16 protein-coding genes and 1 tRNA gene are annotated in these 21,597 nt (G+C 62.6%); 12 read left to right on the forward strand and 5 right to left on the reverse strand.

From position 1 onward, the window contains the following. The first annotated feature begins 41 nt into the window (after positions 1-41). Complete coding sequence (locus IEW00_RS07410) at positions 42-1,646, forward strand: long-chain fatty acid--CoA ligase (RefSeq protein ID WP_188513717.1); 1,605 nt, start codon at positions 42-44, stop codon at positions 1,644-1,646. 266 nt (positions 1,647-1,912) lie between these two features. Here the strand turns inward: IEW00_RS07410 and IEW00_RS07415 are convergent, their stop codons facing one another. Further along, positions 1,913-2,779 (reverse strand): methyltransferase domain-containing protein, encoded by an 867-nt coding sequence (locus IEW00_RS07415; protein WP_188513718.1) that lies wholly within the window; start codon positions 2,777-2,779, stop codon positions 1,913-1,915. A gap of 41 nt (positions 2,780-2,820) precedes the next feature. On the opposite strand from IEW00_RS07415, the gene IEW00_RS07420 reads away from it, so the two are divergent. The 6 genes from IEW00_RS07420 (at position 2,821) to IEW00_RS07445 (ending at position 7,161) form a co-directional block, all read left to right on the forward strand. Continuing rightward, on the forward strand, positions 2,821-3,567 hold the full coding sequence (locus IEW00_RS07420; protein WP_188513719.1) for a ComF family protein: 747 nt from the start codon (positions 2,821-2,823) through the stop codon (positions 3,565-3,567). 74 nt (positions 3,568-3,641) lie between these two features. Further along, positions 3,642-3,899: a glutaredoxin 3 gene (gene grxC, locus IEW00_RS07425; protein WP_188513720.1), complete on the forward strand. Its 258-nt coding sequence runs from the start codon at positions 3,642-3,644 to the stop codon at positions 3,897-3,899. 6 nt (positions 3,900-3,905) lie between these two features. Next, a complete protein-coding gene (locus tag IEW00_RS07430) occupies positions 3,906-4,730 on the forward strand; it encodes a carbon-nitrogen hydrolase family protein (RefSeq protein ID WP_188513721.1) in 825 nt (274 codons plus the stop codon). Further along, the gene (locus IEW00_RS07435; RefSeq protein WP_188513722.1) at positions 4,727-5,245 is read left to right on the forward strand and encodes a DUF1178 family protein; all 519 of its coding nucleotides are present in this window, start codon (positions 4,727-4,729) and stop codon (positions 5,243-5,245) included. The genes IEW00_RS07430 and IEW00_RS07435 overlap by 4 nt, the downstream gene beginning before the upstream one ends. 79 nt (positions 5,246-5,324) lie before the next feature. Continuing rightward, positions 5,325-5,401: transfer RNA gene (locus IEW00_RS07440), tRNA-Arg, on the forward strand. A 131-nt stretch (positions 5,402-5,532) separates the two neighbouring features. Beyond that, positions 5,533-7,161, forward strand: a complete 1,629-nt coding sequence (locus IEW00_RS07445; protein WP_188513723.1) for an FAD-dependent oxidoreductase — start codon at positions 5,533-5,535, stop codon at positions 7,159-7,161. A gap of 14 nt (positions 7,162-7,175) precedes the next feature. Here the strand turns inward: IEW00_RS07445 and IEW00_RS07450 are convergent, their stop codons facing one another. The 4 genes from IEW00_RS07450 to IEW00_RS07465 form a co-directional block, all read right to left on the reverse strand. Then, the gene (locus IEW00_RS07450; protein WP_188513724.1) at positions 7,176-9,410 is read right to left on the reverse strand and encodes a xanthine dehydrogenase family protein molybdopterin-binding subunit; all 2,235 of its coding nucleotides are present in this window, start codon (positions 9,408-9,410) and stop codon (positions 7,176-7,178) included. 4 nt (positions 9,411-9,414) lie between these two features. Beyond that, positions 9,415-10,386, reverse strand: a complete 972-nt coding sequence (locus IEW00_RS07455) for an FAD binding domain-containing protein (protein ID WP_188513725.1) — start codon at positions 10,384-10,386, stop codon at positions 9,415-9,417. Further along, a complete protein-coding gene (locus IEW00_RS07460; protein WP_188513726.1) occupies positions 10,383-10,907 on the reverse strand; it encodes a 2Fe-2S iron-sulfur cluster-binding protein in 525 nt (174 codons plus the stop codon). The genes IEW00_RS07455 and IEW00_RS07460 overlap by 4 nt, the downstream gene beginning before the upstream one ends. A gap of 138 nt (positions 10,908-11,045) precedes the next feature. Beyond that, complete coding sequence (locus tag IEW00_RS07465; RefSeq protein ID WP_188513727.1) at positions 11,046-12,761, reverse strand: DUF885 family protein; 1,716 nt, start codon at positions 12,759-12,761, stop codon at positions 11,046-11,048. Between the two features lie 541 nt (positions 12,762-13,302). Here IEW00_RS07465 and IEW00_RS07470 point away from each other — a divergent pair. The 5 genes from IEW00_RS07470 to IEW00_RS07490 all read left to right on the forward strand — a co-directional run bounded on the left by IEW00_RS07470 (position 13,303) and on the right by IEW00_RS07490 (position 21,467). Then, positions 13,303-16,074, forward strand: a complete 2,772-nt coding sequence (locus tag IEW00_RS07470) for a TonB-dependent receptor plug domain-containing protein (RefSeq protein WP_188513728.1) — start codon at positions 13,303-13,305, stop codon at positions 16,072-16,074. A gap of 83 nt (positions 16,075-16,157) precedes the next feature. Continuing rightward, positions 16,158-18,392: a S9 family peptidase gene (locus IEW00_RS07475; RefSeq protein ID WP_188513729.1), complete on the forward strand. Its 2,235-nt coding sequence runs from the start codon at positions 16,158-16,160 to the stop codon at positions 18,390-18,392. Between the two features lies 1 nt (position 18,393). Continuing rightward, positions 18,394-20,067, forward strand: coding sequence for a DUF885 family protein (locus tag IEW00_RS07480; protein ID WP_188513730.1), 1,674 nt, complete (start codon positions 18,394-18,396; stop codon positions 20,065-20,067). 8 nt (positions 20,068-20,075) lie between these two features. Further along, positions 20,076-20,555, forward strand: coding sequence for a DUF3830 family protein (locus IEW00_RS07485; protein ID WP_188513731.1), 480 nt, complete (start codon positions 20,076-20,078; stop codon positions 20,553-20,555). 12 nt (positions 20,556-20,567) lie between these two features. Then, positions 20,568-21,467 (forward strand): bile acid:sodium symporter family protein, encoded by a 900-nt coding sequence (locus IEW00_RS07490; protein WP_188513732.1) that lies wholly within the window; start codon positions 20,568-20,570, stop codon positions 21,465-21,467. Positions 21,468-21,597 lie beyond the last annotated feature (130 nt).

Raw genomic sequence — 21,597 nt, forward strand, 5'->3', positions numbered from 1 at the left:
AATTGCGCCCCGCAACGGGGGCCTTGGGTCAGGAGAGACAGATGATTATCGGCGGAATGCAGGATTATGAACTTCGCGTCATGCGGTTGCTCGATCATGCCGAGCGCGAAAGCGGCAGCCGTGAGATCGTCAGCCACTGGGCCGATGGTAGCCAGACCCGCACCCATTGGGCCGGCATCGCCCGCGATGCGCGGCGGCTCGCCAGCGCGTTGGAAGCCCTGGGGGTCAAGCCCGGTGACCGCGTTGCCACGCTGGCGATGAACCACAGCCGCCACCTGGTCGCCTGGTATGGCACGATCGGCATGGGCGGGGTGATCCACACCATCAACCCGCGGCTGTTCGAAGAGCAGCTCGAGTACATCGCCAACCACGCCGAAGACAAAGTGCTGTGCTATGACGCAGCGTTCCAGCCGATCATCGACAAGATGAAGGACCGCTGGAGCACAATCGAGCATTATATCTGCTTCGATCCGCCCGCAGGTTCTGCCGCGACCAGCTTTGAAGCGCTGCTCGAGTCCGGCGATGCCGACTATCGCTGGCACGAGGGCCCTGAACGCGATCCGTGCATGCTGTGCTACACCTCGGGCACCACCGGCAACCCCAAGGGCGTGCTGTACGAGCACCGCTCGACGGTGATTCACGCGCTCGCAGAGATGCAGCCTGCGGTGTTCAGCCTGTCACCGCAATCGGTGGCGCTGCCCGTCGTGCCGATGTTCCACGCCGCAGCCTGGGGCCTGCCGTTCGCGGGGGCCGCTGCCGGAATCAAGTTCGTGTTCTCGGCGGTCAACGATCCTGCGGTGCTGTGCGATCTGATGAATGAGGAGAAGGTCACGCACTCGGCGGGCGTTCCCACGGTGTGGCTGGCGATGTTCCAGCATATCGACAGCACCGGCAAGAAGCCCGAATATCTGCAGGTGGTCACCATCGGTGGCTCTGCCGCGCCGCGCGCGATGTGCGAGCGGATCATGAAGATGGGGGCGCGGATGAACCATGCCTGGGGCATGACCGAAACCTCGCCGATCGGCACGATGGGCGCGCCCTCGCCCGACTGGGACGATCTGAGCTTCGATGAGCAGCTCGATCTGGTCACCAAACAGGGCCGGGTGCCGTTCGGCGTGGAACTTCGGATTGTCGGCGAGGATGGCAGCGAGCTGCCCCGCGATGGCAAGACCAGTGGACGGCTGCAGATCAAGGGCCCGTGGATCATCAAGCGCTACTTCAAGGCGGAAGCCGACGCGCTGACCGAGGATGGCTGGTTCGACACGGGCGATGTTTCGGTGATCCACCCCGATGGCGTCATGCAGATCACCGACCGCGCCAAGGATGTGATCAAATCGGGCGGCGAATGGATCAGCTCGGTCGATCTGGAGAATGCGGCTGTCGGCATGCCCGAAGTCGCCGAGGCCGCCGCAATCGGCATGCCGCACCCCAAATGGGATGAGCGCCCGCTGCTGCTGGTCGTTGCCAAGCCGGGCACCAACCCCAGCAAGCAGGCGATCCAGGACTATCTGGCACAGCACGTCGCCAAATGGTGGCTGCCCGACGACATCGTGTTCGTCGACCAGCTGCCGCACACCGCGACCGGCAAGCTGCTCAAGACCGCACTGCGCGACCAGTTCAAGGATTACGTGCTGCCGACGGTGTGAGTCGAGACAGGTTGCAGGCTTTACCGCCTCTCCCTCGATGGGAGAGGCTGCGAGACTTGGCAGCTTGCTGCCTTAGTCGCAGCGGTGAGGGTGATGGTGCGGGTGGGAGCGGGTGGTGCGTTGTTACACCCTCAGCATAATCCGGAGAGATCACCCCCACCCAACCCTCCCCCATCAAGGGGGAGGGCTTTCGAGGCATTTTTTGCAGGCAGGCGGGGAAAGGGTTGAACCTACCCCCGCTCAGCCTCAACCCGTCGAAGACCCGGCTATTCGGCTCGCGGCGGTTTCCCCAACACGCCTGCGAGCGAAGCTGTCGCGCTGCCGCGTTTTGCGGGCTTGGGTTGGTCGGGCGAGGGGGCCCAGCCGCTGAGATACACGATCTCGAACCGCTCTGCCGTCTTGCCGTCAGCGTCAGCAGCTTCGGCGAAGCTCTGCAGCGCCGCGATCAGCCCGGTCCTGCCGACCGGCGGCGCGCCTGATACCAGCACATTGGTCCAGCCATGGCAGCGCAGATCGCGCACCAGGCCCGTCAGCGCAGAGTAACGCACGCTCAGCGTGTCGCTGTCCGCCACCGGCATCGCAAAACGCGCGCGTTGCAACAAGTCGCCGGCTGCGCGAACATCGATCTGCGGGTGGATGTGCGCTGCGACCCCGCGCCCGGTCGCCTCGTCCGCCGCGAGCATCGCCGCCTTGAGCTTTGGAAGCGATCCCGCGCCGATCAAAGCCGCCATCATCAGCCCATCGGGGCGCAGGCTGCGGTTGATCTGGATCAGCGCGCCAGGCAGATCGTTGACGCTGTCGAGTGTGCCCAGCGCGATCACCAGATCGAACGAGGCGGGCGCGAAAGGGAGCGCGTCCTCCTCGCAAACCCGGTCCGCGCCAACCGGCCCCGCGTGGGTCACTGCCACCCCGCGTGCCGCCAGCGCTGCCATCAGTATATCCGGCGCATGGCCGATCACCAGCGCGTCGGCAAAATTGCGGTTGACCCAGCCCAGCCGCTCGATGATCTCCTCGGCCATATGCTCGGCCAGGAACGCGCCGCCATGCTGCGCCGCCATGCGGACGCCTCGCGCCATCGCCAGGCGCCGTCGGGGGAATGAAAACAGCATGCGCGGTGCGGAATCGTCGGTCATCGCGGCCTTGTGCCGGGGCATTGCCTGCGCGACAAGTGGGCATGGAGCTTGCCGCTTTCCTCAAACCCCTGGTTGATCTGGTGCTGCCACCGCGCTGTCCGGGGTGCGGGGTGCTGGTACAGGACGATCTGCAGTTCTGCGGCGCGTGCTGGAACACGCTGCGCTTCATCAGCGATCCGGCCTGCGCATCGTGCGGCAAGCCTTTTGCGCAGGGCCGCGATGCCGATCTGGTCTGTGCCGAATGTATTGCCAGGCCACCGCTGCACGATGGCATCAAGGCGGTGGTGCTCTATGACGATCTGTCGCGTTCGATTGTGCTGCGGCTCAAGCATGGCGGCAAGATCGGGCTTGCCCGGCTGGTGGCGCGGCATCTCGAGCGCCATCTGCCCGAGGATATGCGCGATGTCGTGCTGGTCCCGGTGCCGTTGCACCGCTGGCGGCTGTGGCGGCGCGGCTTCAACCAGGCGATCCTGATCGCGCGCGCGCTGGCGGCAAAGCGCGCGCTGCGCGTTGAAACCAATGTGCTGCGCCGGATCCGTGCGACCCCGCCGCTCAAGGGCATGACCCGCCAGCAAAGGTCGGTTGCCGTGCGCGGGGTTTTCGAAATTCCTGTCAGCGAGCGGGGCCGGATCGCAGGGCGCCATGTGTTGCTGGTGGATGATGTCTATACCACCGGCGCCACCGCCAATGCCTGTGTGCGGCTGCTCAAAAAGGCAGGCGCGGCGCGGGTGACGATCTATTGCTGGGCGCGGGTGCTGCGCCAGGGCGACGAGGCCGACACGCCATGAAGCCGGCTGCTTCTGCGGCCACAAGTGTTGCATTTCTGCGAAACTGCCCCAAATATGAAGCCAAGGATGGAAACATGGCCCGGATCGAAATCTATACCAAATTCACATGCCCTTATTGCTTCAGGGCCAAATCGCTGCTGAGCGGCAAGGGTGTCGAATTCGAGGAAACCGAAATCTCAATGGGCGGCGAGCCCCGCGCCGAAATGATCCGCCGCGCTGGCGGACGGATGACGGTCCCGCAGATATTCATCGACGGCGATCATATCGGTGGGTCGGACGAACTCGCTGCGCTGGATCGTGCAGGAAAGCTCGACCCTCTGCTGGGTCTTTAGACGCGCATGAAAATCGCTGTTCTCCAGATGACTGCGGGTGTCGACCCCGCCGCCAATGCTGCCGTGCTGCTCGACGCCGTGGCCAAGGCCAGGACGGGCGGCGCAGACATTCTGTTCACGCCCGAGATGTCGAACATGCTTGATCGCAACCGTGCGCGTGCGACCGAGACGATCCGCCACGAGACCGACGATGTCGTGCTGGCAGCGGTAAGCGCTGCTGCGGCGGACGCGGGGCTGTGGGTGCATCTGGGTTCGCTTGCAGTGAAGGGCGAGGGGCCGGATGCGAAGTGGCGCAACCGCGCATTCGTGATTGCACCCGATGGCAACATCGCCGCGCGCTATGACAAGATCCACCTGTTCGATGTCGACCTGGCCTCAGGCGAAAGCTGGCGCGAATCTTCGGTTTATGCAGGCGGCGAGCAGGTGGTAGCGGTGCAATTGCCGCAGGCGAAGCTCGGGCTTTCGATCTGTTACGATATCCGCTTTCCCGCAGTCTACGCCGCGCTTAGCCGTGCAGGGGCAGACATTGTTGCGGTTCCTGCCGCATTCACCGTGCCCACCGGGGCAGCGCACTGGCACGTCCTGCTGCGTGCGCGTGCGATCGAAAGCGCTTGCTTCGTCGTCGCCGCCGCACAGACCGGGACCCACGCCGATGGTCGCAGCACGTTCGGTCACAGCCTCGTGGTCGATCCGTGGGGCGACGTCCTGCTCGACATGGGCGAGGAACCCGGGCTGGCGTTTGTCGATCTGCCGCTCGAACGGATCGCCGAGGTGCGCGCGCGCGTACCCGTGATTGCCAACCGGCGGCCGGTGAAAGAGGTCACGCCATGATCGTGTTCGATCTCAAATGCGCCAATGAGCACGTCTTCGAGGTCTGGTTTGCCTCCAGCGATGCGTATGAGGACCAGCGCGCACGCGGGCTCGTCGCCTGCGGATATTGCGGATCGACCGATGTCGGCAAGGCGGTGATGGCTCCGCGTCTGAATGCCAAGGGCAACCAGCAGGTTGCGGTAACAGCCACACAGGACACGCAGGAAACTCCAACGTCCACACCTGCACCTGCAACTGCTCCTGTCGCGGTCAGCAATGCGCCTGCGCCCGTGGATGTCGCCAAGATGCGCGCGGTACTCACCGCGCTCGCCCAGGCGCAGGCCCAGGCGCTGAGCCAATCGACCTGGGTTGGTAGCGACTTTGCCGATCGGGCCCGCGCGATGCATTATGGCGAGGATGAGCACGCCCCGATCCACGGCCATGCCGGCCCCGACGAGGCCGCTGCACTGATCGAGGAGGGCGTTGCGGTCGCCCCGCTGCCGTTCCCAGTGATCCCTCCCGAAGCGCAAAATTGAGCCGCGCCTGGCACCTGTACCTCATGCGCTGCAATCGCCGTTGCCTTGCGTGCTCACGCTGGCTAAACACCCCCTAGGCGCGCCCGTAGCTCAGCAGGATAGAGCATCAGATTCCTAATCTGGGGGCCATGGGTTCGAATCCCGTCGGGCGCACCATTTCTGTTCGGCTTGCGTCCAAGTAATGATCGTAGGCTCTTTGTAATCCGGACCGAATATGAGAGCAGGTCTGCGGTGGGTCCATTATCACCGCTTGCAGCGCGCTTCGCTTTGCGTATCGTTGACTCACCATGGAAACGATCGCCTTTGATCTGCGCCAGACACAGCGGACGCCGCTCGCCGATTCGCACATCGCTGCCATTCGGGCAGCAGGGGTATCTAAACACTACCCCGCCGGGGCAATGGTGGCGCGGCAGGGCGAGCGGATTGACCGTTTTATTCTGGTCGAGGTCGGCCAGATCGAGGTTGTCGATGTGGTCAGCGGCGCGCGCAAGGTCGATGCTACGCTGGGCCCCGGCCAATATCTGGGAGAAATCGCGTTTCTGGCAGGGGGCCGCTGGACCCTGCCGATGCGGGCCGCCCGCGACACCGAGGTGGTCGAGGTCGAGCGCGAGGTGATGCTGGGCATCATGAGCCGGGTGCCCGAAATGTCGGACATCATCATCGGCGTGTTCGCAGCGCGGCGTCGGCGCCAACTTGACGATCGCGACGGCGCGCTGCGGCTGATCGGAGAGGATCAGAGCCTGCCGATCCGCCGGGTCGCCGAGTTCGCCGAACGCAATCGCATTCCCTATCGCAGCCTGCCGCTGACCGGTGAGGAATCGCTCGCCACCGCGCAGCAATGCGGCATTGCGGCTGCCACCCCTGCGGTGATTTTCGGCGAACGCGAGGTGATTGCCGACCCGACGCCTGCCAAGGTCGCCAAGCTGCTCGGGCTCGATATCACGATCGATGCCGAGCAAGATGTCGATGTGCTGATCGTCGGAGGCGGTCCGGCAGGTGTTGCAGCCGCGGTCTATGCCGGCGCCGAGGGTTTGCGGGCGATGGTGTCCGAAGACCTGGCGATCGGCGGGCAGGCCGGAACGTCGAGCCGGATCGAAAACTATATGGGCTTTCCCACCGGAATATCGGGAGCCGACCTTGTCTGGCGCGGCGAGGTCCAGGCGATGAAGTTCGGTACCCGCTTTGCGGTGCCGCTGCGCGCGACAAGCCTTGAACGGCGCGACGACGGATTGTTTTGCGTCGGGTTCGACAGCGGCCAATCGGTGTGCGCGCGCTCTGTCGTTGTGGCAACCGGGGTCGAGTACCGGCGGCTTCCGCTCGACCGGCTCGAGGATTTCGAAGGCAATGGCGCGTATTACGCCGCCACCGAAATCGAGGCGCGCTATTGCCGCGGGACGCAGGCGGTGGTCATCGGCGGCGGCAACAGTGCAGGACAGGCGGCGATGTATCTCAGCCGCAACGCCGACCACGTCCATGTCGTCGTCCGCAGTGCCACGCTGGCGGCATCGATGTCGAGCTATCTGCTGCATCGGCTGGAGGCCGACCCGAAGATCACCATCCATTACAGCAGCGAGGTTGAGGGCCTGCAGGGTGGTGACCGACTTGAAGGGCTCGATATCGTGAACCGGGCGGATGGAACGCGCCTGCCCATCGAAAGCCGGGCGCTGTTTATCATGGTGGGCGCTGCACCCAACACCGCCTGGCTGGGCGGGATGGTCAAGCTCGACGACAAGGGCTTTATCTGTACGGGTACCGACTGCGGGCTGGCGCATTCGCCCTATGAAACCTCGTGCCCTGGGGTGTTCTCGGTGGGTGATGTCCGCTCAGGTTCAGTCAAGCGCGTCGCCTCGGCGGTCGGCGAGGGCTCTGTCGTTATCAGTCATGTCTACCGATACGTCAGGCCCTCACACGAATAGTCAGCCGCAAAGTCTCAGCCCGCCTCGGTAAACGGATCGGGAAGATGGGGTATGATCTTGTCGAGCGTCAGCGGAAAGCTGCGAACGCGCGCGCCGCAGGCGTTGTAGACCGCATTGGCGATCGATCCGGCAGCGCCGCAAATGCCCAGTTCGCCGACGCCCTTGGCTTGCAGCGGGCTGGCGGCGGCGTCACGTTCTTCGAGCAGAATGACCTCGATCGCCGGGACATCGGCATGAACCGGCACATGATATTCGGCCAGATCATGATTGACGAGATGTCCATCGCGCAGATCGAACGCGAGTTCTTCGGTCAGAGCGCTGCCTATGCCCCACACCATGCCGCCCAGGCACTGCGAGCGCGCGGTCTTGGCGTTGAGCACCCGGCCAAAGCCGAACGCACCCGTCATCCGCCGGACCCGGGTCTCGCCGGTAAAGGCGTTCACCGCGACCTCGGCGAAGAACGCGCCGTAGCTGGCCTGCGAGAAATCGTCGGCGGTATCGCCGGGCTTGATCGATCCTGTTTCGGCCAGGTCTTTGCCCGCGAGCAGATCGGGATAAGCACGGCTCTTGCCGCCACCGCTGGCCAAACCGTCCTTCAGCTCGAGCGCATCCTCGGTGCATCCCAGCGCCTTGGCCAGTTTTTCACGGATCATTTCGCACGCGCGAAGCACCGCTGATCCCGTCGAAATCGCGCCGAAGCTTCCGCCTGAACCGGCACCTGCCGGCAGGCTGGTATCGCCGAGCAAAACCTTGACCCGGTCGATCGGCAGCCCGAGCATTTCGCCGGCGATCTGGCCCAATATGGCGTAGGACCCGGTACCGATATCGGTCTGGTCGGTTTCCACCAGTGCGGTTCCATCGGCCTTGAGCGTGACGCGGGCCTCGGCCTCGACCAGCATGTTGACTCGCGCGGCGCTGGCCATTCCCATGCCGATCCACCAGTCGCCTTCGCGGGTCTGGCATGGCTTTGGCCTGCGCTGGTCCCAACCGAACGCCTTGGCGCCCTGATCGAGCGCCTCTGCTAGCATACGTGACGAATAGGGGGTGCCTTCGACCGGAACCTTGTCGGCGATGTTGTGCTTGCGCAGTTCGACCGGATCGATCCCGGTAGCCTGCGCTAATTCATCCATCGCGGCCTCGAGCACCTGCATGCCAACAGCTTCGCCAGGCGCACGCACCGAACCCGCGGTCATCCGGCTGATCCTGGCGACATCGACCTTGAGCAGGCGGTTCTCGCCTGAATACAGGAATTCGGTGGCCTGGGTCACCGGCTCGGCAAACTCCTCGTCGGGAAGGTTCGAGACCAGCGCTTCGTGGCCCAGCCCGATAAGCTTGCCGGTTTCATCGGCGGCCAGCCGGATGCGCTGGCGGGTTTCGGAGCGGCGCATCACGGTTTCAAAAACTTGCTGGCGGGTCATCACCACGCGGACCGGGCGAGCCAATTGCTTCGATGCGATCGCAGCTGCAACGGCTTCATGGGTGATGCCAAGCTTCGATCCGAAGCCGCCGCCGACATAGGGCGCGATGATCCGCACATTTTCAGGAGCCATCGAAAGGCAGTCGGCGATCTCCTTCACATTGTACGACAGCATCTGATAGCTGCCGTGCAACACAAGATCATCGCCCTTCCACTGGGCGATCGTCGCATGCGGCTCCATCGCCGCGCTGGCATGGCCCGGCGTTTCGTATTCGACATCGATCGCAAAGGCTGCATCGCGCATCGCCTGATCGAGATCGCCGCCCTCGACCGGCTCGGTATCAGGGGCCAGCTCGACCTCGGCATCTGCGCTTTCTGGGTCGAACGCGACCGGCGTATCGCTGGGCGCGTACTCGACCTCGAGCGTCAAAGCCGCGTCGCGGGCCTGTTCGAAATTTTCGGCAACGACCAGCGCGATCGGCTGGGCGAAGTACTCGACCGTCTGCACGCCCTGCACCGGGGCTTCACCCGCGGTCCCCTGGGTCGAGCGACGGGTCATCGCTTCATCGGCCAGCACTGCCAGCACGCCGGGCATCGAGAGTACCGCATCCTTGTGGATCGTCTTGACGGTGCCCTGTGCAATGCTTGCAAGAACCAGCACGCCCTCGGCGCAGTGGTCGGACTTCCACTCGGCCGAATAGGTCGCGCTGCCGCTCACCTTGAGCGGTCCTTCGGGACGATCGAGCGGTTTGGCGATCACGCCCTGGCTGCCGCGGTCAAGCAGGTTGGTCGTGTCGGGGCTGTTGAAGGTGTCGTCCTGGGGGAGGCGCATCGGATCAGCCCTTTGTTGCTTCGTGGAGTGTTGCGGCCAGCGCGCGAGCCGTGAGCGGGATCTTGAAATCGTTCGCGCCAAACCCGCGTGCATCCTTGAGCAGGACTTCGGCGGCCCTGGTGTACAGCGCAGGCGAGGGGGTCTCACCAACAAGCAGATCTTCGACCGCCGCGTCGCGCCACGGGACAGTGCCCAAGCTGCCAAATGCCAGCGCGCAGCGCGCAATCCGCCCCTGCACCATCGTCACATCCGCAGCGACCGATACTAGCGCGAAGGCATAAGACGCACGATCGCGCACCTTACGGTACACCTGCACCCCCCCGGTCGGCGCGGGCAGGCGCACTGCTGTGATCAGTTCGCCGTCCTCGAGCACATTGTCGCGTGAAGGATCGTCGCCGGGCTGGCGATGAAAACGTGCGATCGGAATTTCACGCGCTCCGCCGGGACCATCGACCAGCACCACCGCGTCGAGAGCCAACATCGCCACTGCCATGTCACCGGGATAGGTGGCGATGCATGCTTCGCTCGTCCCCAGCACCGCGTGGATGCGGTTGAAGCCTTCGCGTGCCGCGCAGCCGCGTCCCGGTTCGCGCTTGTTGCACGCCTGCGTGGTGTCGTAAAAATAGCCGCAGCGGGTGCGCTGGCACAGATTGCCGCCGGTGGTGGCACGGTTGCGCAACTGGGGACTGGCTCCGGCGAGGATTGCCTTGGCGAGCAGCGGCCAGGATTGGCGAACGCGGGTGTCTGCTGCACAGTCAGCATTGCTCACCAGCGCACCGATCAGCAGACCATCGTCATCCTGGGTAATGTCATTGAGGCCGATGCTCCGGATCGATACCAGCTTATCGGGCACCTCGACCTGCAGTTTCATCAGGTCGACAAGGTTGGTGCCTCCCGCGATCGTTCTGGCGCCTGCGGCCATCGCGGTGATGGCGGATGCCGAACTGTCGGCATGGTCGAGCGTAAAGGCCTTCATGCCGAAGCACCTTCATGCAACGGGTGATCGGCCAGTACCTCTTCGAGCGCTGCAATGATGTTGGAGTAGGCACCGCAGCGGCACAGGTTGCCGCTCATCCGCTCGCGCAGTTCCTCTTTGGTGATCGCTGGCGTGACAGTGATATCGTCACTGACCGCGCTTGCCCAGCCATCGGAGAGTTCCTGCATCAGCGCCTTTGCCGAGCAAATCTGCCCCGGAGTGCAGTAGCCGCATTGAAACCCGTCATGTGTCACGAACGCTTTTTGCAGCACCGACAACTTGTCTGCGCTGCCGATCGATTCGATCGTCTCGATGCTGTCGCCATGGTGCAACTGTGCGAGCGAAAGGCACGAATTCATCCGGCGGCCGTCGACGATCACCGTGCAGGCACCGCACTGGCCGTGATCGCAACCCTTTTTGGTACCGGGAAGGGCGAGGTCGTCGCGGAGCCAGTCGAGCAGGGTGCGGCGGGGGTCGGACGGCAGCGGATGGTCCGTGCCGTTGACACAGGCGGTCAACATAGGGGGGCCATGTCGGTGAGGGATCCTTATTTGCGGCTAAGTATCCTCACTGTACCGCCGCCCCCCCGACATCGTTCCCCCCTCGCCACAAGAATCGGGCCGGTTTTTGGGCCCGCTGCTACCGGATATAGGTCTGGTTCAGTCCGCGCCGGTCCCCGCATTCGCGGTCAGACTGGCCAATGGCACATGCGCCCAAAGCTTGTGGATCTCGTCGTCATGCCCGGTCAGATCATAGCGCAGCAATGATACCGGCAGACGTCCGGTGTTCATCAGATAGTCGTGATAATCCTTGATCGAAAACGTGTCGCCGAGCTGGCGGCGGCGATCGACCAGCAGCTTTTGCAGCTGTATCGATCCGATGGTGTAGGTCATGCCGTATCCCGGGGGACGCCGAATGTAGATGCCGGCATCGACCCGCGCGACGTTGTCGTCCAAATAGGGTGTCCACTCCTTCCAGAACGTCATCGCCTGCTCGACGCTCATCTCGTTGCGCTGCATCTTGACGTCCCCGATCGTGCGCGCGGCGCGGAACAGCCCAAAGATGTAGATCAGCTCGCGGGTGCGCGGCCGATCATCGAACAGCCCCAGCTGGAGCGCGCTTTCCTCGAGGTAGAAGCCCCAGCCTTCGGTGCGGCCGCTGTCGTTTATCAGCTTGCGGATCGGATGCGTTACCCGGCGCCCGGTCATCCCGTCGAAGCGGTGGCCGGGAAAGGTTGCGTGGAGGTGATCGGGTGACACATCGCGAAACTGGACCTGCTCCCAGAACATCGGGCCATCGGGACGCACCACCCAGGGGGCGTTGAAACCGACCTCCTGATAGCTTTCGGGGATATAATCGGGGATCGTGATGATCTCCTCGTCCTTCAGCCACTTGCGGATCTTGGCATCGGTGCCGGCAAGCTGGGCTTCATATTGTTCGGCGGACTTCGGCAACTCAAGCTCGGGCAGATTGCGGTTGCGGTGCCGTTCGGTGGCGTAGTTTGCCCAGTGGCGTTCCAGCTCGCGCTCGCCCAGCGTGACGATTTCGTCCGAGTTGTACGGCATCAGCCGGACGTGGTGCAAAAACCAGTCATACGCAGGCTTGCCGACCCCGGCGGCGCTGGTCATCTGGGGGCGCGCACCGACCAGCCAGTCGCGAAACCCGGCAATCGCCTGCTGCGCTGCATCGATATCGGGGAGCAGTTCGGGTTGCTGCTGTTCGGCCCGGCTTCGCAGATCCGCAAACCAGCCGATCAGGCCGGCAGGCTCGACCGACCGATAGGGCATTCCATGGCCAACGCCATCGCCGTTCGACAGGCTGTGGATCGCAAGATCGGCATAATCGGCGGCGACCGAGTCGAGGTTGATCCGGGCCTGCGCAAGATAGGCGGGGATGGTGCGCAGGCGTGCCTGAAAGGGTGCCAGCTTGGAATTGTCGAGCGGCAGCTCGGTGTAGGCCAGCCGCTGCAGCTCATCGACATACATCCCAGGGTCGCGCGCCCAGGGCTTGGTGATATTGAGGGTGAAGTCCTGCAGGTCCATCTGCGCGCGAACCGCGAGATAATCGACCTGCTGATGCCGGTCCCAGCGCGCGACCGCGAAATCAGGCAACTGGGCCTGATAAGCGGCAAGCTCGGCGCGGCGTTTGGCCACGGTTTGCGGGCTGTAATCCACAATGCCATCGACCGCCTTTGGGGTCTTCCATTCGTTGAACTCGGCAAACATCGCGACAAGATCCTGATACGCGCGCGGCCCATCAGGCGGACCTGCAAGCTGCGAGGATGCGGTCGCGGCAATTGGCGCGTCAGCAGCCTGGGCTATGCTGCCGGAAGCGGCGAGCAGGACCGCCATTGCTGCGAGTGATGCCATGCGCATGTAACCGTTCTCCTTTTTTACCCGCAGATGCCGTGCGTCTTTGATAACGAATCAGCGCCCCAGACTTTTCTTTTCAAACAAAAAATGCGTGAATTTGAATATAGTGTTCCGTAGGCCTGTGCGGGTCAAGGCCACAATTGCTTGATTTTGGGGGTGGTCCGTGATCAAGCGATATGCCCGATTCTCGGCCCACGACCGCCTGGTGATCCTACCAGGATCGATCAGGCAGAACGAAATAAAGCACGGAATAACAGATATTTAAGGGAAAATATTTGCTACCCCGTCGCCCAGAGAGATGGAACGGGCGACAGCCGCAAAAGTGTCAAAAAGACAGACATTATATTTTTTTGTGACAAGGAATTGACGCCGCGGCCCCAATATGATCAAAATCACGCAACTGTTCACGGGAATGATCGACTGAATGTCGGCGACCGTGACGTTCGCAGGTGGGCGTTCAAATCAGGGAGTGATAAAAATGGCTTTGAGGCGGGTTGGAATTCATCAGGCAGCATTGAAGTGCGGATCCGCGCTTCTCCTCACGATGCTGGTCACAGGGACTGCGTTCGCGCAGGACCAGGCCGAAGACGAAACCGGAGGGTCGATCGTCGTGACCGGATCGCGCATTCCGCGTCCGGACGTCGAATCGAACAGCCCGGTCAACGTGATCGGCGAAGAAGAAATCAAGCTTTCGGTCACGGTCGAAACCGAGCAGCTGCTCAATGCATTGCCGCAGGCGGTTGCCGGAGCGGGCGCGCAGTCGAATTCGGGCAACCTGTCCGCTACCGTCAACCTTCGCGGACTTGGTCCCGTCCGCACGCTGGTGCTGCAGAACGGTCGCCGGGTCGTTGGCGCATCGCAGGATGGCGTGGTCGATCTCAACATGATTCCACCCTCGCTGGTCAAGCGGATTGAAGTCGTAACCGGCGGCGCTTCGGCGGTGTACGGCTCGGACGCGATGGCTGGTGTCGTCAACTTCGTGATGAAGGACGACTTTGAAGGCTTCGAGATCGGCGGTTTCTACGGCCTCGCCGATGAAGGTGATGCTGCCCGCTACAATCTGGAGTTTACCGCAGGTGGTAACTTTGGAGACGGCCGCGGCAACATCGTTTTCCATGGCAGCTATTTCGATCGCGCGCAGGTAACGGGCGCCAAGCGTGATCACGCGACGGTGTTCCTGGCCGACGCGATCGTCAACGGCCAGCCCACGCTGGTTCCCGCAGGCAATGGCGTGACCCCGCAGGGAACGATCTTCTCCCCGCAGCTCGTCGGTCTGCGCGACCGCGCCGGAACCGCGATCGGTACGGCAGGCATCTTCTTTGCGCCCGAAGGCTGGCGTGCATATCAGCCCAGCGACGGCTTCAACGACCGTCCGTTTACCAACCTGCAGATGCCGATGCAGCGCTGGTCTGCATCGGTCCTGGGCCATTACGAGATGAACGATGCGATAACCGCGTTCTGGGAAGGATCGTACGTCCGCAGCAAGATCAACTCGACCCTGGGTGCGGTGCCGATGAGTAGCTCGGGCTTCATCCCCGGCTTCCAGCTCGATCTGCGCAACCCCTATCTCGATCCGTCGCTGCGCGAATTCCTGCGCGTCAACATGGACCAGGACGGCAACAATCTGGTGCCGGTCAACATCAACCGTCGTCTGCTAGATGCTGGCGACCGTACCAGCGACCAGACCCGCGACTTCTATCGCTTCGTGGTCGGGCTGAAGGGCGATCTGACCGAGCGACTGAAGTGGGAAGTGTTCTATAACCAGGGCGAGAACAAGATCACCGACGTCCAGGGTGGCGGCGTGCTGATCGACAATTTCGCCAATTCCTTCCTCACCAATCCCGCCAATCCGTTCGACTGCGCGGTCGCCGATCCGCGGTGCGTCACGATCAATCCGTTCGGCTTCGGCTCGCTGACGCAGGAAATGATCGACTATATCTCGACCGATCTGACAAACATCACCACGGTTATGCAGAAGCAGATCGGCGGCAGTGTCACCGGATCGCTGTTCTCGCTGCCTGCAGGCGATGTCGGTATCTCGGTGGGTGCCGAATACCGCAAGGAAAGCTCGCAGTTCGACCCCGATCAGCTTTACGTGCAGGGCAAGGCGCTGTCGCGCTCTGCAGGTCTCAGTCCGACAGGTGGTTCGTTCGATGTCGCTGAGGTTTATGGCGAAGTCTATGTTCCTATTCTCGCCGACACTCCGGGCTTCGAGCTGCTCGCCTTTGAAGGCGGCGCGCGCTATTCCGACTATTCGACCGCAGGCAAGGTTTACTCGTACAAGATCGGCGGCGAATATTCGCCGTTCCGCGGTCTGAAGTTCCGCGGCCTGTACCAGCGTGCGGTGCGTGCGCCGAACGTGGTCGAGCTGTTCTCCGGTGCCACCAACACAGCACCCCAGGCGCTCGACTTCTGCAATGCCGGCCCTGACCGCACCACCGCAGAACGCGATTTCTGCGTCAATGCGCTGGGCGTTCCGGCGAGCGTGATCAACGTGTTCCAGCAGGAAAACCAGCAGATTCGCGCTGTCACCGGCGGCAACCCCAATCTGCAGGAAGAAACGTCGGACACCTGGTCTGTCGGTGCTGTCATCCGTCCGGACTTCATCCCCAACCTGCAGCTGACAGTCGATTACTACAACATCAAGATCGACGATGCGATCGGCTCGTTCGGTGGCGGCCTGCAAGCAGTGATCACCGCGTGCAACGCCAACCTGTCGACGACCAACATCTTCTGCCAGCCGCTGGCCAACCGTACGCCAGACGGTCAGCTGATCGATGTTCCGCTGCTCAATGCCAACATCGCCAAGCTTGAAACCTCGGGCGTCGATTTTCGCCTCGATTACCGGTACGATCTCGCCGAGAACAGCAGCCTGAACTACTTCATTGCAGGCAGCTATTTGATCGATGCGATCACCCAAGGCAGTCCGGCGGTCAATCCGGTCAATTGCGCAGGCTACATCGGCGGCGGCAGTTGCACCACCGCCAACCCGACCTGGCGCTTTACCCAGCGTCTGACCTGGGCGCTGGACAATCTGCAGGTCTCGCTGCGGCATCGCTTCCTGCAGTCGACCACCGATGGTCGTATTGCCGGTGCCCTAGCATCGGGCGCTGCTCTGCCCAGGTTGGCGCGTCCGGAAACCGGCGACGTGCATTATGTTGATCTCAGCTTCAACCTCGACGTGACCCAAAACTTCAGCTTCTTCGGGGCGGTCGACAACCTGCTGGATCGCGATCCGCCGTTCTATCTGTTCGAGCGGGAAACCTTCGATGCGATCGGACGCCGCTTCACGATGGGCTTCAGGGCCAACTTTTAAGTGGTAACGCGCTGGTCGCGGCGGCATCGTGCCGTCGCGGCCAGCGGGTCGTTTTAAATTAATCCAGGCTGGGGTTGGGTTGCATGATGGGTTCTTCTGTCTTTCGGATGGCCACTGCCGTGGTTGCGCTGTGCGCGTCTTCGGTCGTCATGGCTCAAGACCGGCCGTGGCCGCATGCACCCATCCATGGTGGTTCGGACGTAGCGGGCACATCGCTTTCTATCGATGAACTCTACCAACCCAAAAGCCTGATCGGCACGACGCCAGACGGCTATAGCTGGTCGGGCGATGGCAAGACCGTGCTGTTCCTGTGGAATGACGAGGGCCATAGCTTCCGCGATGTATGGTCCTACACGGTCGCTACCGGCAAGAAGGTCCGGCTGACCTCGCTGGCGCCTGACAGCAAGCCCGAAGCCGAGCAAAAAGGCGTCGCGCAGGCGGTACCGCTCAGCGATGGACGGGTTGCCTTCACCCTTGGCGGTCAACTGCATATCCGCAGCGCAAATGGCACGATCACCAAGGTCGAGACCGACAAGCAGGCGATCCGCAAGCTGATCGTCTCGCCCGATGGCACCCGGCTGGCGTTCATTGCGGGCATTACTGCTGATAGCCGCAACCGCGTGACTTTGGGCGGGGTGCTGTGGGTCCGCGATGTCGCTGCCACCGGCGACATGGCCGCAGTGCGCGTCGCCGGAAACGATGATCCCAAAATCTATATCGACGACTATCACTGGTCGGCAGACGGCAAGTCCATCGCCTTCCAGCAATCCGACGATAGCGCGATGCCTGAGCGCGATATCTATTACTACGCCAAGGGTGGGTTGCAGAACAACCGCGTGATCCGTGCCTTTCCGGGCGAAGAGACCACCAATGCCAGCGTCGGTATCGTCGATCTTGCTTCGGGTACAACCCGGATGTTCGATCGGCCTGACACCAAGCACCATATCTGGGACTTTGGTCTTTCGGATGATGGCAAGCGGATGTTCGTCAGTGGCTCCGACATGGAAGCCAAGGAGCACACGATCTACGTCTATGACGTTGCCAGTGGTGCGCGCGAGACCTTTTATCAGCTGCGCGAGCCCAAGCATCTTCGCCCCGACTGGAAGGTCGCCTGGGCGCCAGGCGATGATGGTCTGATCATCCTCACCGATCGCGATGGTTGGCTGCACCTGTATCACCAGCGCGCAGAGGGTGAAAAACCGCGCCAGATCACCAGCGGCGAATGGGAGATTGCCGCGTTCGAACTCGATCGGGCGCGCGGCCAGATCTACTTCACGGCCAACAAGTCCTATCTGTCCGATCGCCAGATTTACCGCGTGCCGGTGGCAGGCGGCGAAGTTCAGCAGGTCAGCGGCAAGGCGGCGGGGACGCACGAACCGGTCTACTCGCCCGACTTCAAGCATATCGCCGACTGGTACAGCAACGATACCACTCCGGGCGAAATGTACCTGATCGATACCGCCAAGCCTGCGAAGGCCGCACAGGTGACCAAGTCGCCGCAGCCTGCGTTCTACAAGCAGACCTGGGCGAATATCGGCTATGTCGAGTTTCCCAGCCATGTCGATGGGGTCAACCTCGTCGCGCGGATGAGCCTGCCGGCCAATTACGATCCGGCCAAGAAATATCCCGTGATCGTCGGCTCGGTGTATTCCGACGCAGTGCGCAACCAGTGGGGTGGACGGCGTGCGCACCCCACCTGGGGGCTCGACCAGTATTTCGTCGCGCAGGGCTATATCGTGCTCAACGTCAATGTCCGCGGATCCTGGGGGCAGGGGCGCGATCACAACCAGACCCAGCATCTGAGCTATGGCGAGACCGACATCAACGATCTCGAAAGCGGCGTGCGCTTCCTGGTCGAAAAGGGCTATGCCGATCCCAAGCGGATCGGCCTGTGGGGATCTAGCTATGGCGGGCTGATGACGATCATGTCGTTGTCGAAAAAGCCCGGCGTCTATGCCGCCGGTATTGCGGGCGCTCCGGCCACCAATGTGTGGCATGCCTATCCTGCGCAGATGTGGATCATGGGTCCGCATGAAGGCCCGGATATGCCAGGACGCTATGAAGCGCAGTCGGCGCTGTATCAAGCCAAGGGCATCGAGGATCCTTTGATGATCATCCACGGCACCCGCGATCCGGTCGTGCTGTATTCGGACACGATCGCGCTGGCCGAAGGCATGATCGACCGCGAGCAATTGTTCGAGCTGGTAACGCTTCCGGGCGGCAACCATGGTTGGGCCAGCGATAACTTGCGACAGACGCGTTTCGCCTTCAAGAAGATGGCCGAATTCTTTGACCGCAACGTCAAGAACAGGAAATAAGATGTTGAGGAAGGCCGTTTCCGGGATGTTGGGCGCAGCGCTGCTCGCAACGGCGCCGTGTGCCTTTGCGCAGGCCGAAGTGCAGCAGCTCGGCGCCGATTTCTGGTCCTGGCGCGCGGCCACGCAGCCTGCGACCAGCGACGACATCCCGCGGATCGTTCGGCCCCAGGCATGGACACCCGATTGGTCCGCGTCCGGTGTTGCCGAACAGCGCCAGGCGCTGGCGGCGTTCGATGCACAGTGGACAGCGCTTGCACAGCGCCCCGAGACCGTAAGCGAAAAGGTGGATTACCGCCTGATCGGGTCGGCTCTGGCGCGGGTGCACTGGGAGCTTGATCATGTCGCCGCGTGGCGTCGGCAGCCCTATTTCTACGTCGCACAGGCACTCAATCCGGTTTTCGAGGTGCTGCTGCCCCCACCGCCGGTCGAAACTGCACGGGCGGATCAGGTTATCCGTCTGCTGGGCAATGCGCCTGCAGTCCTGCGCGCGGGTAAGACCAACCTAGATGACATGCGCGGCCCCTTTGTCGATGCGGCGCTCGGGCAGATCGCACAGGTCCCGGATAGTCTGCGCGGCATGGTATCCGGGCTCAACGACCACGCAACGCCTGCGCAAAAGCGGCAACTCAAGGCGGCGTCGGAGCGCACGATTGCGGCATTTGAAGATTTTGCGGCTCATCTGGAGGCCAAGCGCGCGGGACTGTCAGAGGACACCGCGGTCGGCAAGCAGAGCTATCAGTATTTCCTCAGCAATGTCGCGCTGTATCCCTATTCGCCCGAACAGCTGCAGCAGATGGGCCGCCAGGAATGGGCGCGCGCAGTGCTATTCGAGGAGCTCGAGCGCAATCGCAATGCCGGCGTCCCCGACCTTCCGATCGGACCATCGATCGATGCGGTGATCGGCAAGCTCGCATCCGACGAACGCGATGTGCGCGCGTTTCTGCGCGAGAAGAACCTGCTGACGGTGCCGGATTGGGCGGGGCATTACAACGCGCTGGCGTTCCCTGCGTATCTTGCGCCGATCGGATGGTTGGGCCGGACCTTCGATCTGACCGACCGGACGAGGGTAGGTCAGGATGCCACGGTCTATTTGCCCGAGCCTTCGCCCAACCTTGGCTATTTCAATCTCTCGATCACCCGCGATCCGCGCCCGATCATCGTGCATGAGGGCGTTCCGGGACACTTTTTCCAGCTGGCGTTGGGCTGGAAGCATCCCAATCCGCTGCGGCGGCATTATTACGATAGCGGTGCGAACGAGGGCACGGGCTTCTATGCCGAAGAGATGATGCTGCAGGCCGGGCTGTGGGCCGATGCGCCCAAGACCCGCGAGGTGATCTACAACTTCGCCCGGCTGCGCGCGCTGCGGGTCGAGGTCGATGTGAAGCTTGCGACCGGTGTCTTCACCATCGATCAGGCCGCCGATTATCTGCAGGCGATGGTGCCAATGGACCGCGAAACCGCGCACGAGGAGGCGGTGTTCTTCGCGGCCTCGCCGGGCCAGGCGATCAGCTATCAGATCGGCAAGCTCCAGACTGCGGAGTTTCTCGCCGAGGCGCGGGTGCACGAGGGCAAGGCCTTCGACCTCAAACGCTTTCATGATTATCTTTGGCTGAATGGCAACGTTCCCATCGCTCTCCAGAAGGAAGAGTATCTGGCAATGGCTGCAGGACAATAGGGGACCTCATGCGCATCATCAAACTGGTTGAGCCGCAATCGGGGCTCTCTGCCCGCTGTCGTCTGCTCGACGATGCCGCACCGCAATCGGCTGCATTCCTGTGGGATCTGGCCGAACGCAAGGCCGGATTCGAGGCAATCCACGCAATCTGGACCGGTCCTGAGATCTCGGTACCGATGCCCGCCAGCACGCTGCCTTCGGGAATGGCGCAGCCTGCGATCCCGGCAGAGAACGCGACATCCTATCCCGACTGCGGCGATATCGTGCTCGCCTATCTCGCGGCCGGCAGCACCAAGGGGCTTCCGCCCGGAGACTTTTACGACATCGGTCTGTTCTATGGCAGCGGCGGTCGCCTGATGATGCCCTTTGGCTGGATACAGGCGAACGTCTGCGCGCGGATCCTCGACGAGGACCTCGCCAAGGCGCAGGCCGATTGCCGCACGATCCGCCGCAACGGCGCCTGCACGCTGTCGCTCGAAGTCGCCTGAGGACGTGGGCGCATGACCTATGCCGACCTGATGGGCCTGCTGGGCAACTGGCTGCTGCCAGGATCGCTGATCGCGATCATGGCCTCGATGGGCCTGTCGCTGACCGCTGATGATTTCCGCCAAGTATTCCGCAACCGCCGTGCGCTGATCTTCGGTGTCTGCTCGATGCTGATCGTGCCGCCCGCCATCGGGATTACGCTGGCGCTCACCGTCGCTCCGACCGCGGCGCTGGCGGTGGGTTTCGTGCTGCTGGCGACGACGCCCGGCGGCATGCTCTCCAACCTGTTTACCGACATGGCCAAAGGTGACCTTGCGCTCTCGATGTCGCTGACGCTGATCCTGAGCATGATCTACATCTTGGTGGTGCCGTTCTATGCGCATTTCGCGCTGCTCCACTTCATGGGGCTCGAAGCCGATGTGAACGTCCCGCTGGCCTCGTTCTTTTGGGATATCTTCTCGATCACGGTGCTGCCTGCGACCATCGGCTTTGCGGTGCGCGCGTGGCAGCCGGAGTTCGCAATCTGGTTCAAGCGCTACCTAAAGAACATCGCGACGATCGTTCTGTTCAGTTCGTTTGCGGTGATCCTGTATGATCAGGTTCCCGTCCTGCGCGAAAACCTGGGTGCGCTGTTCTGGATCACCGTGGCGCTGAACGTGATCATGGTCGCGGTCGTGATGACCATAGTGCGCTTTGCCGGGTTCACCCACCGCGAGAATGTCGCGATTGGGGTCGAGCATCTGATGCGGCAGGAAGGCACCGCAATATTTATCGCCGTTTCGATCGTCGGCAACAACGAGATGTCGTTGCCGATGATCATGAACACACCGGTCGCGCTGTGCGTTGTCATGTTGTTCGTCGCCATGGCGCGGCGGACGGGATGGGGCGCACGCCAGCCGGAAGCCGTCGTCTGAACCTTCAAAGCTACACCGCCCCGAACGGGCGAACAGGATAATCGCGAACATGACTTTGTCCAAATCGGTGGGCGTCGCGGGGAGGCACCGCTTCCACCGCAATATGTCCATTTTCGTCTACTTTCTGGCG

Source organism: Blastomonas aquatica, from assembly GCF_014639875.1.
Lineage (GTDB): Bacteria > Pseudomonadota > Alphaproteobacteria > Sphingomonadales > Sphingomonadaceae > Blastomonas > Blastomonas aquatica.

Coding starts and splice junctions, on each gene's coding strand:
- IEW00_RS07410 (WP_188513717.1), top strand. CDS start 42: ATGATTATCGGCGGAATGCAGGATTATGAACTTCGCGTCATGCGGTTG.
- IEW00_RS07415 (WP_188513718.1), bottom strand. CDS start 2,779: ATGACCGACGATTCCGCACCGCGCATGCTGTTTTCATTCCCCCGACGG.
- IEW00_RS07420 (WP_188513719.1), top strand. CDS start 2,821: ATGGAGCTTGCCGCTTTCCTCAAACCCCTGGTTGATCTGGTGCTGCCA.
- grxC (WP_188513720.1), top strand. CDS start 3,642: ATGGCCCGGATCGAAATCTATACCAAATTCACATGCCCTTATTGCTTC.
- IEW00_RS07430 (WP_188513721.1), top strand. CDS start 3,906: ATGAAAATCGCTGTTCTCCAGATGACTGCGGGTGTCGACCCCGCCGCC.
- IEW00_RS07435 (WP_188513722.1), top strand. CDS start 4,727: ATGATCGTGTTCGATCTCAAATGCGCCAATGAGCACGTCTTCGAGGTC.
- IEW00_RS07445 (WP_188513723.1), top strand. CDS start 5,533: ATGGAAACGATCGCCTTTGATCTGCGCCAGACACAGCGGACGCCGCTC.
- IEW00_RS07450 (WP_188513724.1), bottom strand. CDS start 9,410: ATGCGCCTCCCCCAGGACGACACCTTCAACAGCCCCGACACGACCAAC.
- IEW00_RS07455 (WP_188513725.1), bottom strand. CDS start 10,386: ATGAAGGCCTTTACGCTCGACCATGCCGACAGTTCGGCATCCGCCATC.
- IEW00_RS07460 (WP_188513726.1), bottom strand. CDS start 10,907: ATGTTGACCGCCTGTGTCAACGGCACGGACCATCCGCTGCCGTCCGAC.
- IEW00_RS07465 (WP_188513727.1), bottom strand. CDS start 12,761: ATGCGCATGGCATCACTCGCAGCAATGGCGGTCCTGCTCGCCGCTTCC.
- IEW00_RS07470 (WP_188513728.1), top strand. CDS start 13,303: ATGCTGGTCACAGGGACTGCGTTCGCGCAGGACCAGGCCGAAGACGAA.
- IEW00_RS07475 (WP_188513729.1), top strand. CDS start 16,158: ATGATGGGTTCTTCTGTCTTTCGGATGGCCACTGCCGTGGTTGCGCTG.
- IEW00_RS07480 (WP_188513730.1), top strand. CDS start 18,394: ATGTTGAGGAAGGCCGTTTCCGGGATGTTGGGCGCAGCGCTGCTCGCA.
- IEW00_RS07485 (WP_188513731.1), top strand. CDS start 20,076: ATGCGCATCATCAAACTGGTTGAGCCGCAATCGGGGCTCTCTGCCCGC.
- IEW00_RS07490 (WP_188513732.1), top strand. CDS start 20,568: ATGACCTATGCCGACCTGATGGGCCTGCTGGGCAACTGGCTGCTGCCA.